The sequence below is a fragment of the Streptomyces odontomachi genome (assembly GCF_024435355.1).
In the GTDB taxonomy this organism is placed as follows: Bacteria; Actinomycetota; Actinomycetes; order Streptomycetales; family Streptomycetaceae; genus Streptomyces; species Streptomyces odontomachi.
The window spans coordinates 128,238-143,274 of sequence record NZ_JAMJWG010000006.1 but is presented as its reverse complement, the minus strand read 5'-3'; the positions used below and the strand labels follow the sequence as shown (position 1 = coordinate 143,274).

The 15,037-nt window shown below is 72.8% G+C and carries 10 protein-coding genes; 2 read left to right on the top strand and 8 right to left on the bottom strand.

What is annotated here, in order from left to right:
* Positions 1-66 precede the first annotated feature (66 nt).
* From NQO67_RS15265 to NQO67_RS44570, 5 genes are all read right to left on the bottom strand, one after another.
* The gene (locus NQO67_RS15265) at positions 67-1,650 is read right to left on the bottom strand and encodes a dipeptide ABC transporter ATP-binding protein (protein WP_255950507.1); all 1,584 of its coding nucleotides are present in this window, start codon (positions 1,648-1,650) and stop codon (positions 67-69) included.
* Entirely contained in the window at positions 1,647-2,645 is a 999-nt protein-coding gene (locus tag NQO67_RS15260) for an ABC transporter permease (protein ID WP_255950719.1), read from the bottom strand. Before NQO67_RS15260 ends, NQO67_RS15265 begins: the two co-directional genes overlap by 4 nt.
* Before the next feature lie 74 nt (positions 2,646-2,719).
* Positions 2,720-3,706 carry an ABC transporter permease gene (locus NQO67_RS15255; protein ID WP_255950506.1) on the bottom strand — a complete coding sequence of 329 codons (987 nt, stop codon included), beginning with the start codon at positions 3,704-3,706 and terminating at the stop codon, positions 2,720-2,722.
* 90 nt (positions 3,707-3,796) lie between these two features.
* Entirely contained in the window at positions 3,797-5,512 is a 1,716-nt protein-coding gene (locus NQO67_RS15250; RefSeq protein WP_255950505.1) for an ABC transporter substrate-binding protein, read from the bottom strand.
* A 234-nt stretch (positions 5,513-5,746) separates the two neighbouring features.
* Entirely contained in the window at positions 5,747-5,839 is a 93-nt protein-coding gene (locus NQO67_RS44570; protein ID WP_374119000.1) for an Ms4533A family Cys-rich leader peptide, read from the bottom strand.
* A 154-nt stretch (positions 5,840-5,993) separates the two neighbouring features.
* Between NQO67_RS44570 and NQO67_RS15245 the strand changes: the two genes are divergently transcribed.
* Positions 5,994-6,218, top strand: coding sequence for a hypothetical protein (locus NQO67_RS15245; protein WP_255950504.1), 225 nt, complete (start codon positions 5,994-5,996; stop codon positions 6,216-6,218).
* A gap of 53 nt (positions 6,219-6,271) precedes the next feature.
* Here NQO67_RS15245 and hypF read toward each other — a convergent pair whose 3' ends face one another.
* Complete coding sequence (gene hypF, locus NQO67_RS15240) at positions 6,272-8,731, bottom strand: carbamoyltransferase HypF (RefSeq protein ID WP_255950503.1); 2,460 nt, start codon at positions 8,729-8,731, stop codon at positions 6,272-6,274.
* A gap of 272 nt (positions 8,732-9,003) precedes the next feature.
* Between hypF and NQO67_RS15235 the strand changes: the two genes are divergently transcribed.
* On the top strand, positions 9,004-9,489 hold the full coding sequence (locus NQO67_RS15235; RefSeq protein WP_255950502.1) for an RICIN domain-containing protein: 486 nt from the start codon (positions 9,004-9,006) through the stop codon (positions 9,487-9,489).
* A gap of 108 nt (positions 9,490-9,597) precedes the next feature.
* Here NQO67_RS15235 and NQO67_RS15230 read toward each other — a convergent pair whose 3' ends face one another.
* Entirely contained in the window at positions 9,598-12,015 is a 2,418-nt protein-coding gene (locus NQO67_RS15230; protein WP_255950501.1) for an RICIN domain-containing protein, read from the bottom strand.
* 133 nt (positions 12,016-12,148) lie between these two features.
* Complete coding sequence (locus tag NQO67_RS15225) at positions 12,149-14,773, bottom strand: PA14 domain-containing protein (RefSeq protein ID WP_305125881.1); 2,625 nt, start codon at positions 14,771-14,773, stop codon at positions 12,149-12,151.
* Between the last annotated feature and the right edge of the window lie 264 nt (positions 14,774-15,037).

Below are 15,037 nucleotides of genomic sequence, written 5' to 3'. Positions count from 1 at the left end.
CCGGGAGCACGTCCGGGGCGCCCGACGGCCTTGACCGTCCGGCGCCCCGGGCACGTCACCGCACGCTCACGGTGCCGCGGTCAGCGCCCGGCGGGCGGTGCGCCGCTCGGCGGCGGCGACCGGATCGAGCGCGGGCACGGCGGCCAACAGCCGGCGGGTGTACGGATCGCGCGGCTTCCCGTACACCTCGGCCACCTCGCCGACCTCCACGAGGCGACCCTGCCGCATGACCGCCACCCGGTCGCTGACCTGGCGCACCACGGCGAGGTCGTGCGCGATGAAGACCAGGGCGATCCCGAACTCCCGCTGGACCTCGGCGAGCAGCGCGATCACCTGGGCCTGTGTGGTGACGTCCAGCGAGGAGACCGGCTCGTCGCAGACCACCAGGTCGGGCTGGGGGGCGAGGGCGCGGGCGATCCCGACGCGCTGCCGCTGCCCGCCGCTGAACTCGTGCGGATAGCGGTCGTAGTGCGCCGGGTCGAGCCCGACCCGCTCCAGCAGCTCGCCGACCCGGGCACGCAGCCGGGCCCCGTCGCGCTCGCCCCGGGCCCGCAGCGGATCGGCCACCGCTTCGCCGATGCTGCGCCGCGGGTTGAGCGAGGCGACGGGATCCTGGAACACCATCTGCACCCGTGGACGCCTGCCGTCGTAGCGCAGGGTGCCGCCGGTCGGCTCCAGCAGGCCGACCAGCAGCCGCCCGAGCGTGGTCTTGCCGCTGCCGCTCTCCCCGACCACGCCCAGCGTCTCGCCCGTGTGCAGGGTGAGGGACACCCCGTCCACCGCGGTGACCGCGCGCCGCCCCCGACCGAACTCGCGGCGCAAACCGGTGGCGGTGAGCAGCACGTCGCCGGTGACCGGGGCGCGCGGCGGCACGGGTGCGTCCACGCGCGGCACCGAGCCGAGCAGCTCGCGGGTGTACGGCTGGACGGGGGAGCCCAGCACCGTGGCGACGGGGCCGCGTTCGACCACCCGCCCGCCCCGCATCACCAGCACGTCGTCGACGCTCTCCGCCGCCACCCCCACGTCGTGCGTAACGAGCAGCAGACCCATCCCGGTCTCCTCGCGCAGGCCGTGCAGCAGGTCGAGGATCTGCGCCTGGACGGTGACGTCCAGCGCGGTGGTCGGCTCGTCGGCGACGAGCAGGTCCGGTTCGAGGGCCATGGCCATCGCGATCAGGGCCCGCTGGCGCATCCCGCCGCTGAACTCGTGCGGCCGCATCCGCGCCCGGCGCGCGGCGTCGGCGATCCCGACCTGGTCGAGCACCCGCACGGCCCGGGCGCGCGCCGCCTGCCGCCCGGTCTTGTGGTGCGCCCGGTACACCTCGGCGATCTGGTCGCCGACCGCGTAGTAGGGGTCCAGGGACGACAGCGGATCCTGGAAGACCATCGCGGCCCGGGCGCCCCGCAGGGCGCGCAACTCCTCGTCCGTGGCCTGCTGCACATCGGTGCCGGCCACCTCGACCGAGCCGGTGACCCGGGTCCCGGTGCCGCGGTGCAGCCCGAGCAGGGCCGCGGCGACGGTGCTCTTGCCGGAGCCCGACTCGCCGACCAGACCCAGCGCCGCGCCCTTGCGGAGCGTGAAGGAGAGGTCGTCCACGGCACGCGTGGTGCCGTAGTCCACGGTCAGACCGGTTACCTGAACGAGGCTCATGCCAGCACCACCCGCCGGTCGGCCACCGCGTGCAACACATCGGCGACGGTGTTGGCCAGCACCACGAAGAAGCCGGTGACGAGCACCATCCCGACCACCACGGGCAGGTCGACCACATCGACCGCCTCGACCAGCGCCCGGCCCAGGCCCGGCAGCCCGAACAGGGTCTCCGTGAGCACCGCCCCGCCGAACATCGACCCGAAGTCGTTGGCGGTCAGCGCGATCACGGGTGCGACGGCGCCGCGCAGCGCATGGCGGCCGAGCACCGACCGCTCGGCGATGCCGTAGGCGCGGAAGGTGCGCACATGGTCCTCGGCGAGCGTCTCCAGGATCGCCGCCCGGGTCACCCGTGCGTACTTGGCGGCCTCGATCAGCGCGAGGGACAGCCAGGGCAGCAGCAGGTTCCAGGCCCACTGCTGCGGGTCCTCGGTGAAGGGCACGTACTGCGGGAACGGCAGCCACTGCAACTGGCCACAGACGACGATCATCAGCAGCAGGCCGATCACGAAGACGGGGGTGGCGGTGCCGGCGAGGGTGAGCCAGGTCAGCACCCGCTCGGTGATCCGCCCGCGCCGCCACGCGGAGAGCAGCCCGGTGCCGACACCGAGCAGCAGCCACATCACCATGGCCCCCAGGGCCAGCGACCCGGTCACCGGAAGCTTGCTGAGGATCAGGTCCGTGACCTGCCGGTCGCTGCGGTACGAAAGGCCCAGGCAGGGCGCCCCGCAGTGCTCGGTGGCGGTACCGGTGGAGAAGTCCCGGCCCGCGACGATGCCGCGCAGGAACTCCCAGTACCGCTCGTACACCGGCTCGTCCAGGTGGAGTTGGGTGGCGACCTGGTGGACCTGGGCGGGCGAGCAGCGCGGGCCGCAGGTGATCTGGGCGACGTCGCCCGGCACGATGTAGAACACCGCGTAGACGATCACGGTGATGGCCAGCAGGGTCGCGACGGCGCCGACCACCCGGCGCAGCACGAAGCTCCCGAGGCCCCGCAGGGCGGGTGTCCGGCGCAGCAGCGCATCCCCGGGACGGCGCTTGACCGCGTCTTCGCGGAGGGCGGGTGAGGGATTCATGCCCGGCCCTCCCGCTTGCGCCCGGTGCCGATGCGCAGCCGGGAGGCGGCGCGCGGATCGAGCGCGGTGCGCACCCCGTCGCCCAGGACCGTCATCGCCAGCACGGTGACGAACAGCGCCCCGGCCGGGTACAGCAGGTACTGCGGCGCGGCCTGGTACCACACGTCCGATGCCGTGATCATCTGCCCCCAGGAGGGGGTGGGCGGTTTGACGCCGACCCCGAGGAACGACAGGGCGGCCTCCACGGTGATGTTCACCGGGATCAACAGCGCCCCGTAGGTGATGACCGGCGAGGCGAGCGCGGGCAGCAGCTCGCGGCGGGCGATCTGCCAGGTGCGCCAGCCGCTGAGCCGGGCCGCGGCGACATGGTCCAGCTCCTTGAGGGTCATGGTCTGCGCCCGCACGATCCTCGCCACCGAGCCCCAGGCGACCACTCCGACGATGAGCGCCACCAGCACCGGCCGGGGCAGGCTGGTCGGTACCACGGCCAGCACCGCCAGTGCCATGATCATGAACGGCAGCGCGACGAAGATGTCGGTGAGCCGGCTGAGCACCTGGTCCAGCCACTGCCCACCGAGCCCCGCGCCGATCCCGACGACCAGCCCGATCAGGATCTGCACGCAGGTGGCGCCGAGCGCGACCCCGAGGGAGACGCGCGCCCCGTACACCAGCCGGGCGAACAGATCACGGCCGGTCTGCGGTTCGACGCCGAGCCAGTGCTCGCCGCTGATCCCGCCGAGCCCGCCGACGGGCACCCCGCCCCGGGCCGAGTCGACCAGCTGGGGGTGGTACGTGGTCGGGTCCTGCCCCTCAAGCGCGGTGAGCAGCGGCGCGGCCAGCGCGATGAGGACGAGCAGGACGACGATCGCACCCGCGACCAGGGTGGCGGGCTGCGCCCGCAGCCGTTGCCAGAAGCGGCGCGCCCCGGAGCCGACCGGCTGTGCCGGCTCCGGGTCGGCCTGCGGCAGCAGGGCCTCACTCATGGCGTCGGCGTCCCTTCGCCGGTACTCCCGGGTGTCCGAAGGACCGCACGCCCGCGGCCCGTCGGACCTGTCCGTTTCCGCTGTCCCGCACTACTTGACCGCCGTCTGCGAGACATCGAGAACGCCGGTCCAGTCGCTGATCACGACGTTCCTGACGTCCTTGCCGAACAGCCGCTTGTAGACGGGGTGGAAGAGCGGCACCACCAGGGCCTGCTTGCCGATCCGCTCGTCGAGGGCGCCCCAGCGCTGCGCGGCGGCGGTCAGGTCCGTCATCTTGTTGATCGCGTCGATCTCCTTGTTGACGGCCGGGTCGTTCAGCTGCCCGCTGTTGAAGTTGGCGCCGCCCCTGACGATCTGGCGGCCGTCGAAGATCGGGGCCAGGAAGGGGCCGCCGGAGGGCCAGTCGGCGCCCCAGTGGGCGAGGAAGAGGCCCGGTTCCGACTTCACGTCCTTCACGGTGTCCGAGTAGTCGTTGTACTCCAGGCCCTTGAGCTTCACCGTGATGCCGGCCTTCTTGAGCGCGTCCTGGAGGGCGGTCGCGATCTCCGGGCTGGTCTCGAAGTCATTGGAGTTCGAGTGCGTCAGGGTGATGGTGAGCCCGTGCGCGTACCCGGCCTGCTTCAGCAGCGCCTTGGCCTTGGCCGGGTTCCCGGCGGAGCCGGCGGGGAACGGGTCGTACGGCGTGTAGCCGAAGGCCTTCTGGTCCGGCAGGAACGTCGTCGCCGGGGTGGCCAGCGAGGACCCACCGGCCGCGTTGACCACCGAGGAGCGGTCCACGGCGTAGGCGACGGCCTGCCGCACCCTCGGGTCGTCGAACGGCTTCACCTTCGGGTTGAACGCCAGGTAGTTGGTGTAGCCGAAGTGCCCGGTGCCGACCCGGTCGGCGAGCTTCGGGTCGCTGCTGACCTTGGCCAGCTCGGCCGGCCCGAGGTTGGTGTCGGTGGTGACGGCGGCGGCGTCCGCGCCCTGGCCGGCCTGGAGGCGCTGGTTGATCACCGAGGAGTCCAGGCCGGAGCGGACGTCGATGCGGTCCGGGTACGCCTTGCGCTCGACGTCGGTCTCGGCGGACCAGTACCGGTTCCGTTCGAGGACGAGGTGCTCGCCGTCGTTCTCGTTCTTGACCACCCGGTACGGGCCCGAGGAGACCGGGTGGTTCTCGTACTTCGTACCGTCGTCCTCGCCCTGGGGCACCGGAGTGAACTGCGTCTGGGTGGCCAGGAAGGGGAACTCGCCCTCGGGCTTGTTCAGGTGGAAGACGATGGTCCGCGCCGTGGGCGTCTCGATGGAGTCGAGCCCCTTCTTGTCCTTGTAGGGGCCGGGGTAGTCGGCCCCGCCGACGAGCCAGTCCCGCAGGTAGGGGGCCCCGCCGGAGAGCTCGGCGGCGAACGACCGCTCGATGCCGTACTTGATGTCGGCACTGGTGATCGGCTTGCCGTTCTCGTACTTCAGACCCTTCTTCAGGGTGTACTTCCACACCGTCGCGTTCTTGCTCGGGGTCCCGAGGTCCGTGGCCAGGTCGGGCACCACCTTGGTGCCGGCGGCGCCGTTCTCGCGGTTACGGGTGGTCAGGGTGCGGAAGACCAGCGAGGGCACGTTGCCACCGCCCGAGGTGTACTGCCGCGCCGGGTCGAAGTTGGTCTGCGGCACGGCGTTCAGGACGGAGAGCGTGCCGCCCTTGTGCGGTGTCCCGCCGGCACCGTCGTCATGGCTCTTCGGCCCTGCGCAGCCGACCGCGACCGAGGCCAGGGCGAGGGCGACGGATGCGGCCGCGAGACGGCGGGCGGCGGTGCGGGACGGTGGGCGCATGGGGGCCTCTCGACAGGTGCCGGCCACCGGACCGGGGGTGGGTGCCGGGCGGTGGCGGACGGGTGGGGATGGGGGAGGGACGGAGGAGGAGTGTCCTCGCAGGTCCGGCCGTGCACAAGCGTCCGGTCGGCCACGGTGGGGTTGCGACGGCCTTGCGGGCGGTGGGTCACCGGCCTGGAAGGGCCGCCTCAGGGCGCGGCGGAACAGCCGCCGGGGCCGTGGGGCGGGGCCGGCTCAGCGACAGTGGATGTCGGCCACGCTGAGCGCGCTCACACCGATGAGAGCGGTGACGATCGCGGCGCGCTCCAGAGCCTGGCTGAAAAACATACGCAAAAATATGTACGAGCCCACCCCTGTGTGTCAACGCGCGTCCATGACGACAAAAGGCCCACGGCCCGAAGAAGGCCCTGTACGGCCGCCCGCTCGGCGATCCGGCGGACCACCGGGTGCGGACGGGCGTGGGCCGGGTGATGCTGGAGGTATGGCTGAAGTGGCCCGGGTGATCGTGGAGGCGCCGTCGACGAGCGGCGGCCGGCGGGTGCGTGTGGACGGGGAGAGCGTGGGCCTCGCCTACGGCTTGGGAGACCTGGTGGAGTTCCTGCGCCGCGCCGGCTTGGAGGACCTGGACGACGACGCGCTGCGGCACGGCGCCGGCCTGGTCGAGTGGCGCGGCGGCGGCCCGGACGTGTGGGCGGCACCGGCGTGAGCAGTCCGGCACCGGCATGATCTGCTGCCCGGCACGGGCGTGCTGCGCCGTGGCTACGGCCCGACCTGCCGCGCCCCCACCGCCACCTGCCCCAGGGCGAGACCCGCGTCGCTCGGTGGTACCCGGCGGTGGCGCAGCACCCGGAAACCGTGGTCGCGCAGCCGGTCCGTGCACAGGGTGGTCAGCAGGACGTTCAGGAACACGCCGCCGGAGAGGGCGACTTCCGACAGCCCGGTGCGCTCGCGCAGCCGCACCGCAAGGGTCACCACCAGATCGACGACGGCCAGGTGGAAGCGGGCCGCCACGTCCCGTGGAGCGGCGCCGTGCAGCACGTCGGAGGCCGCCGCTGCGATCACCGGCGCCGGGTCGGCCAGCAGCGCGGCGCACCGGCCCGCCCGCGCCGGCTCGCCGTCCGCCTCGCGCAGGCCGCTCGACCACGCCGCCTGCCGTTCCCTACCCCCCGCCGCGGGCAGGCCCCGACCCGAGCGGCCACCGTCACCGCGGACCAGCGCGAACGCATACCGGCCCGAGCAGCCGTCGATCGCGTCCCGGGCCAGCTCCTCGAACCGCATCGCGGCCTCCGCCTCGTATCTGACGCGGTGGCAGACGCCGGCCAGCGACGACAGTGCGTCGAAGAGCCGGCCCATGCTGGACGTGGGCGTGCAGCGCAGACCGGTGTCCAGCTGGCGGGCCAGCACGGCGCGCTCCGCGTCGGAGCAGGCCGCCACGCACGGCAGGCGCGCATCCCAGGGCACACCGGCCGCCCGCAGGTGCGACAGGGCCATCCGGCACGGGTTGCGCACCCCGGCGTCACCGCCCGGCAGGGGCACGTAGCGCAGCTGGGCGGCGCGCTCGAACCCGGCGTAGTCTGCCAGCAGCGCCTCGCCGCCCCACACGGCACCGTCGCGGCCGTATCCGGTGCCGTCGAAGGCGAAGCCGATGACCCGGGTGGCGCCGGTGTGGCCGTGCTCGGCCATGGCGGAGGCGATGTGCGCATGATGGTGCTGCACGGTGGCCACCGGCAGCCCGGCCGGGTTCCGGCGTGCCCACGCCGTACTGCGGTAGCCGGGGTGCTCGTCGGCGACCACCAGCTCTGGGCGGACCCCGCAGAGCGCGCCGAGGTGGTCGGCCGCCGTCTCGAAGGCGCGCCGGGTCGCGAGGTCGTCCATGTCGCCGACGTGCGCCGACAGCCAGGCGTAGCCGTCCTCGGCGACGCAGCAGGTGTTCTTCAGGTCGCCGCCCACGGCCAGCGCCGGGCGAACCAACATCGGCAGCGCGATCGGCAGCGGCGCATACCCCCGGGACCTGCGCACCGGCAGCACGTCGCCGTCCGCGACGCGTACCACCGAGTCGTCGCACGGCACCCGGATCGGCCGGTCGGACCAGAGCCAGGCGTCCGCGAGCGACGCCAACCGGGTGCGGGCCGCGGCGTCGTCGGTGACGATCGGTTCCCCGGCGAGGTTGCCGCTGGTCATCACCAGCAGGGACGGGCCCGCCGGATCGCCCGGCAGCCCGAACAGCAGATGGTGCAGCGGGGTGTACGGCAGCATCACCCCGATGTCCGGATGGCCCGGTGCCACCGAGGGCGCCGGTGCGCCGGATGCGTCGCCGCGGGCACGGAGCAGCACGACGGGTCGTTGGACGGCGCAGAGCAGCCGCCGCTCGGCGGGGGAGACGACCGCGATCGCCTCGGCCACGGCCAGGCTCGCGGCCATGACGGCGAACGGTTTGTCACCGCGGTCCTTGCGCTTGCGCAGCGCGGCCACCACCGTCTCGTCGCGTGCGTCGCAGGCCAGGTGGTAGCCGCCGAGGCCCTTCACCGCGACGACCGCCCCCTCGGCCAGCAGCCGGCGCGCCCCGGCGAGCGCGGCCGCACCGGTCTCGTCCGGCGCCTCGGCACGTGACAGCGCCAGGGTGGGGCCGCACCGCGGGCACGCCACCGTCTGCGCGTGGAAGCGCCGGTCGGCCGGGTCCGCGTACTCGGCGGCGCAGGTGGCGCACAACGGCAGCTCGGCCATGGTCGTGGCGGGCCGGTCGTAGGGCAGGGAACGGATGATGGTGAAGCGCGGACCGCAGTTGGTGCAGCTGATGAAGGGGTGACGAGAGCGCCGGTCGGTCGGGTCGTGCAGCTCCGCCAGGCAGTCGGCACAGGTCGCGATGTCGGGCGGCACCATCGTGCGGCCCCCGCCGCCCTGCGAGGTCACGATGGTGAACCCGGTGCCGGCGACCGGTGCGATGCGTTCCGCGCTCACCTCCGCCACGTCCGCCAGCGGCGGCGCGTCCACGGCGATGCGCCGGACGAACTCCTCCAGCGCGTCCGGCGCGCCCTCGACCTCGACCGACACCCCGTCACCCGTGTTGCCGACCCACCCGGCAAGACCCAGGCCGTGCGCCAGCGCATAGACGAACGGCCGGAACCCGACCCCCTGCACGACACCGCCGACCCGGACCCGGTACCGCAGCCGGTGCGCGGTCAGGCCGCCGTGTCCGTCGGGCACCTGGTCCGCAGCCATGCCTCGCGCCCTCCTCCCAAGCCCGGGAGACAATCCCGATTCGAGTAGATATATACGGGTGAATGGAGGGATCAGGATATGGCGCTGGAACGCCCGCGACGTGGCATTCCCTCCCGCGTGCCGCCGTGCCCGGCTCACGCACCACCTGGAAGGCCTTACGGATCGCTTACCGCCCCCAGGAACGGCCCGGGCCGGGGTGCCCGGGCTGGCTACGGTCGCCTCGGCCGCCGTCGGACGGGCCGTCAGCGGTGTAACGAACGAGGGAGACGACTGTGCGTGCAGCACGTGGACGTGGGGCAGCGGCCCTGCTCGCCGCGGTGGTGGGGGGCCTGCTGGCCGGGGCAGGACCCGCCGCGGCGAGCGTGACACCGGGCGAGTGGTGGAACGGCGCCTATGAGGGGTACTGCCTGGCCGGCGACGACGCCGGCCGGGCGTTCCTCGGCGAGTGCGACGGCACCCCGAACCAGCGCTGGAACAGCCCGACGCTGGAAGGCGAACCGGGCTCGGTGGGCGCGGTCTTCGCCATGCAGAACAAGGCCACCGGCGAGTGCCTGACCGGTGCCGCCGACGGCGGCGTCACCACCGCGGCCTGCACCTACGACGACACCCAGGGATGGGTCGGCGGCTCGCTGCTGGTCAACCGGGCGACGGGGCTGTGCGTCGCCGCCGAGAGCCCGACCGAGCTGCGCCAGGTCACCTGCGACCCGGAGTACCTGCACGACGACCAGCGCTGGTACCCGGCCGAGGTCGGTCCCTGAGATCAGCGGGCCGGCGCGCCACGCCGCCGCTCCGGGTGCGGGGCGGCGGGCGTGGCGCGGCTCTCGGTTCCGGGTCTCGGTTCCGGGTCTCGCGCGGGGTGGCAGCGGTCAGAGCAGCTGCCACAGGTGGTCTGCCGTGCCGTTGTCGTCGAACTGGACCACCTGGGCGCTGTTCTGCGTCGACATGCCGTCGACGCCCAGTACCTTGCCGCTGTTCTTGTTGCGGATCCGGTACCAGCCGCCGTTCTGGGTGTCCTCGACCAGCTGCCAGAGGTGGTCGGCGGTGCCGTTGTCCTCGTACTGCACGACGATCGCGCTGTTGGCGGTGGACATGCCGTCGACGCCGAGCACCTTGCCGCTGTGGCCGTTGCGGATCAGGTACCAGCCGTCGCCGCGGTCGACGAGCTGCCAGGCGTGGTCGCCGGTGGGCGTGTTGTCGAACTGCACCACCCGGGCGCTGTTGGCGGTGGACATGCCGTCGACGGCCAGCACCTTGCCGCTGTTCTTGTTGCGGATCCGGCGGAAGGGCGGCTCGGGTGTCCACGGGGTGCCGTCGGACGCCGCGGTCGGGAAGGTGGTGATGCGCAGCCGGGCGGCGCCCATCGGCACCAGGGTGACCGTCTCGACGGGCGCGGTACTGAGAGCCGGGCTGGCCTGGAGCGGGGCCACGACATGCTCGTCGTCGGCGACCCACTCGGCCAGCCGGCGAGCCCGGGCGGTGATCTGGACCGGGGTGCCGTCGTGCGTGAAGGGGTTGTCGGCGAGCGGTCCGCCGGCCCGGCTGAACGAGAGGCCGGGGTCCTGGTCGATGGCGTAGTTCCACGGGGTCGTGGCATGCACCTCGTACTGCGGGAAGGCGTCGTCGCCGGCGTACCGGACGTAGTTCTCGCCGATCCGCAGGGCATAGCCGAGCGGTCCGTGGTCGACGCTGACCGCGCCGGACTGCGCGGCCCAGGTGCGCACCGCGGTGCGTTGCGGCAGGCGGATGCGCACCACGTCACCGTCGGACCAGGTGCGTGCGATCCGGACGAACGAGGGACCGTCCTGCGCCGTCACCGGGGCACCGGCGACCGTGACCTCGGGGCCCTGGCACCAGCCCGGCACGCGCAGGCTCAGGGGGAACGCCACCGGGTTCGGGACGGACACGGTCAGGGTGATCGTCTCGTCGAAGGGGTAGTCGGTGTCCTCGGTGATCGTCACGGCCGTGCCGCCCGCCACCTCGGCCCGTACCTCGCTCGCCGCGTACAGCGCCGCCGCCAGGCCCCCGTCCGGGGTGGCCAGCCACAACTCCTCGGCGAAGTACGGCCATCCCATGCCGTAGTTGTGCGGGCAGCAGCGGTACTGGTCGACGCCGGGCTGGTAGGACTGCATGGCGAAGCCGTTCTGGAACTGGCCCTCGGTCTTCACCGCGTCGTCCAGGTCGATGCTGTTGGCGCTGGTGATGTAGTGCGTGCCGGTGCCCTGCGGGTCGAGCGCGGCGGGCAGCATGTTGAAGGCCAGCTCCTCGCACCGGTCGGCCCACACCGGGTCCCCGGTGATCCGGGTGAGCAGCTCGTGGCTGGCCATGAACTCGACGATGCCGCACGTCTCGAAGCCCTGCCGGGGATCGCCGAAGCCGGGCCGCACGTTCTCGTCGCCGGCGAAGCCACCGCCCGGGAACTGCCCGTACGCCCCGCGCACCGCGTCATACGTCCGGTACGTGGCCCGGGTCAGCTCGGCGGACCCGTTGAACTGCGCGTACTGGGCGGGCTCGCGGAAGCCCTGCGCGATGTTCACGTTGTGCGGGGTGGGCAGGGTGTCCGCGGTCCAGTCCACGCCGCCGGTGTGCATCTTCCCGGCCAGCTCCAGCAGGAAGTCCTCGCCGCTGCGGTCGTACAGCCAGCGGACGATGTCAAGACCGTCGCCCCAGCGGTACGAGACCCAGCTGGCGTCGAACGCGCCCGTGCCCTGCGCGTTCATGTAGCGCAGGAAACGCGTCATGAAGGGAACGATGCGGTCGTCGCCCGCGCCGGTGTGCTCGGTGTACTCCAGGTGCGTCCGCAGCGCCATCAGCAGAGGCAGGTACGGCCAGAAGTCCGGGCCGCCGTTCAGCTGGGTGCGCAGCGCGGTGGGACCGAAGAAGCCGTCCGACTGCTGGGTGGCCAGGATCGCGTCGATCCAGCGGCGGGCGTTCGCGAGGGCGTCCGCGTCGCCGGTGGCGATCGCCAGCGGAACGTATCCGCGCAGCCAGTACGGGACCTCCTCCCAGCCGGTGTTCTCGGGGTGCACCCACCCGGTGGCGCCGAAGTCGAGGAAGTGGGAGGCCTGTTCGTAGCGCCCGCACAGCCCGTCGAGCTGGAGCCGCAGCTGGCCGGCGAGCCAGCCGCGCGCCGTGATGCTGCCCGGCGGCAGCCGGGTGAAGGCCGCGGGCGTCACCGCGGCGGTCCGGCGGGACGCGGCGGCGGCCGGCCCAGCGGTGCAGGCCAGCGCGGCGGCGCCCGCGGTGAGGGCACCGGTGGTCAGGAAGCGGCGTCGGGTGAAGGACATGGCAGATGCCTTTCGGCCGGGGAGTGGGGGAGGAGCACGGTCCCGGGCGGGCCGCCGGCGCGCCACGGCGCCCGGAGGTGCGGTACGCCGTGGCGCCCCGGGTGCGGAGCGCCACGGCGTACCGGACGGTGGATCAGGCCGTGTCGCAGCTCAGCGTGCCGGCCTCGGCGCCCTCGATCAGCGCCCGCTGGGCGTCCCTGAGCCGCTTGGCATCGGGTTTGAGGACGCTGCGGTCATAGGTCATCAGGCCGTTGAGCTCGCCCTCCACATCGCTGATCTGGGTGTAGACGGCACCGTTGCTGCCGTGGCAGGCGGCCAGCTGCTCGACCTCCTTCAGGCGCGCCAGGTACTCGTCGGTGTACTTCTCCGGGTCCACCGAGACGTACGTCTGCTGCACCGGGAAGGAGTGGCCCGGCACGGCCAGCCCGAGGCCGCCGTACTCGCCGCTCACCAGCGCCCGCCGGCCGTCCGGCGCCGGCAGCAGCGGACTCGGGTAGCCGTGCGCGTCGGCGATGTCGCCGTTGCCGCCGTCCTGCGCACCGCAGCAGTTCAGGCCGCTCATGTTGTTCACCAGGCGGGTCGGGTCGAGCTGCCCCGCCAGGTCGGCGATGCGGGCCTGGTCGTACTGGCCCCAGCCCTCGTTGAAGGTGACCCACATGACCACCGACGGATGGCTGTCGTGCTGGTGGATCATCCGGGCCAGCTCGTCCTCGTACTCGGCGCGGGCGGCCGGCGACGGGTTCACCGTGTTGTCCATCGCGGGCATGTCCTGCCACACCATCAGGCCGAGTCGGTCCGCCCAGTAGTACCAGCGGTCCGGCTCCACCTTGATGTGCTTGCGGACCGCGTTGTAGCCGAGTTCCTTGTGCACCTTCAGGTCGTAGGCGAGCGCCTCGTCGGTGGGCGCGGTGTGCAGGCCGTCCGGCCAGAAGCCCTGGTCGAGGGTGGCCATCATGAACACCGGCTTGCCGTTGAGCACGGTGCGCCGCGTGCCGTCGACGGTCTTCACGCCGATGGAGCGCATGCCGAAGTAGCTGCCCACCCGATCGGCCCCGGCACCCTGGCCGATGGTGACCTTCAGGTCGTACAGGTGCGGGTCGTCGGGGGTCCACAGGTGGGGGTGCGGTACCGGCACGGACAGCGCGGTGCCGGTGGTGCCGGCGGCCCGGCCCACCTCGCGACCGCCGTCGTAGGCGACGGCGGTGACGGGCAGCCCGTCCGGTACCCCGCGTGGCGTCACCGCGACGGTGTCGTCGGCCAGGTCGGGCGTGGTCGTGACGGCCTCGGCGTGGTCCGCGGCGACCGGCTCCATCCACACCGTCTGCCAGATCCCGGAGCTCGGGGTGTACCAGATGCCGCTCGGGTCCAGGCGCTGCTTGCCCATCGGCGGGTCCTCGCCGTCCGACGCGTCGGTCGGGTCGTACACGCCGACCACCAGCTCCTGCGGCCCGGTGCTCTGCAACGCGTCGGTGACGTCGACGCCGAACCGGTCGTAGCCGCCCTTGTGCACGGCGACCTGCCGGCCGTTGACGTACACGGTGGCCTGCCAGTCGACGGCGTCGAAGTTCAGCTGGAGCCGCTTGCCGTGGCCGACCCGCCAGCCGTCCGGCACGGTGAAGGTGCGGCGGTACCACATGCGGTCCTCGTGCCGCTCCAGACCGGACAGCTGCGACTCGACCGGATACGGCACCCGGATCCGCTCGTCGAGGTCCTTGCCGAACGGCGGCTGCTCGCCCGCCGTGGCCCCCGCGAACTGCCAGGACCCGTTGAGGTTCTGCCAGGCGCTGCGGGTCAGCTGCGGGCGGGGGTACTCGGGGTGGGCGTTCGTGTCGCTGACGTCGTCGGCCCACCGGGTCTTCAGCTGGTAGGTGGAGTGGATGGCCCCGCTGGTCCAGAAGTCGGCGACGGCCTTGCCGGTGGCGTCGCCCAACCCGCCGTCGCCGTCGTAGCGGACGTCGGCGGAGCCGCCGTGGCCGCCCACGACCGGCTCGTCCAGCGGGACCACGAGCCGCCGGGGGTCGGCCGGGTCGAGGGTGGTGGTGCCGCGCGGCCAGACCGAGCCGCCGACCACGATGCTGAGATGGTCGTCGAGCCCGGCCGGCGGGGCGGCCATCGGCTGGGCGAAGTCCAGGGTGAGGGTGCGGCCGTCCGGCTGCACCGCCACCTCGGTCGGGCCGTCGTATTCGAAGCCGTCCGGCAGGGTGAAGGCGGACTGCGGCACGGCCTGCTTCGTGCCGCCCGGCGGGGTCCACCTCAGGTGCATGTTCGAGCCACCCTGGTGCTCGAAGTACTCCATCTTGATGGGGTAGGCGTGGCCGGCCTCGAGCCGGATCGGCGCGGAGGTCTGCTCGCTGTCCCAGTCGTCGACCCAGTGGTCGATGACCAGCTTGTCGTCGATCCAGAGCCGGAAGCCGTTGTCCGCCGAGACGGAGAAGACGTGATCACCGGTGGTGGTGGGGGTGATGCCGCCGGTCCAGCGGACGCTGTCGTCGTCGGCCTGGCCGGTACGGGCCGTCAGCCTCGGCTCCAGGTCGGGCAGGTCGAGCGAGGGGTCGAAGGCGGTGGCCTTCAGGGTGCCGAAGTCGAAGGCACCGGGGGCGGTCTGCGTGTAGTACTCGCCCTTGAGGCCGTGGGCCGCGGGAACAGGGGTGGAGTCGCCGGCCGCCGTCGCGCCGACCGCGGGGACGGCGAGCGGGGCGGCGGTGAGGGCGAACGCGGTGAAGAGCGCCGTCGTCCAGGAGCGCAGACGGCGTCTCAGGGGTGGGGATGATGGCTGCACAGTACCTCCGGGCACAGGAGCGGGGGCGGGCTCCACTGTTCGTCGTACCGTTCTGTACAACGTTGTAAAGAGCCGTTGGCATGACAGCACGCCTCCCTGGCTCTGTCCAGACGCCCGACAGCGCGACGGAGTACGGATGTTGGCGTGGCCGGTCGTCCAAGCGCCGCCGTCAGAGGGTGCCGTGCGGGCGACGGCGACCCGAGGGGCGCTGACCTGAGGGTTAGGGAAGGCGGGCGCTGAAGG

Coding starts and splice junctions, on each gene's coding strand:
- NQO67_RS15265 (WP_255950507.1), bottom strand. CDS start 1,650: ATGAGCCTCGTTCAGGTAACCGGTCTGACCGTGGACTACGGCACCACG.
- NQO67_RS15255 (WP_255950506.1), bottom strand. CDS start 3,706: ATGAGTGAGGCCCTGCTGCCGCAGGCCGACCCGGAGCCGGCACAGCCG.
- NQO67_RS15250 (WP_255950505.1), bottom strand. CDS start 5,512: ATGCGCCCACCGTCCCGCACCGCCGCCCGCCGTCTCGCGGCCGCATCC.
- NQO67_RS44570 (WP_374119000.1), bottom strand. CDS start 5,839: ATGTTTTTCAGCCAGGCTCTGGAGCGCGCCGCGATCGTCACCGCTCTC.
- NQO67_RS15245 (WP_255950504.1), top strand. CDS start 5,994: ATGGCTGAAGTGGCCCGGGTGATCGTGGAGGCGCCGTCGACGAGCGGC.
- hypF (WP_255950503.1), bottom strand. CDS start 8,731: ATGGCTGCGGACCAGGTGCCCGACGGACACGGCGGCCTGACCGCGCAC.
- NQO67_RS15230 (WP_255950501.1), bottom strand. CDS start 12,015: ATGTCCTTCACCCGACGCCGCTTCCTGACCACCGGTGCCCTCACCGCG.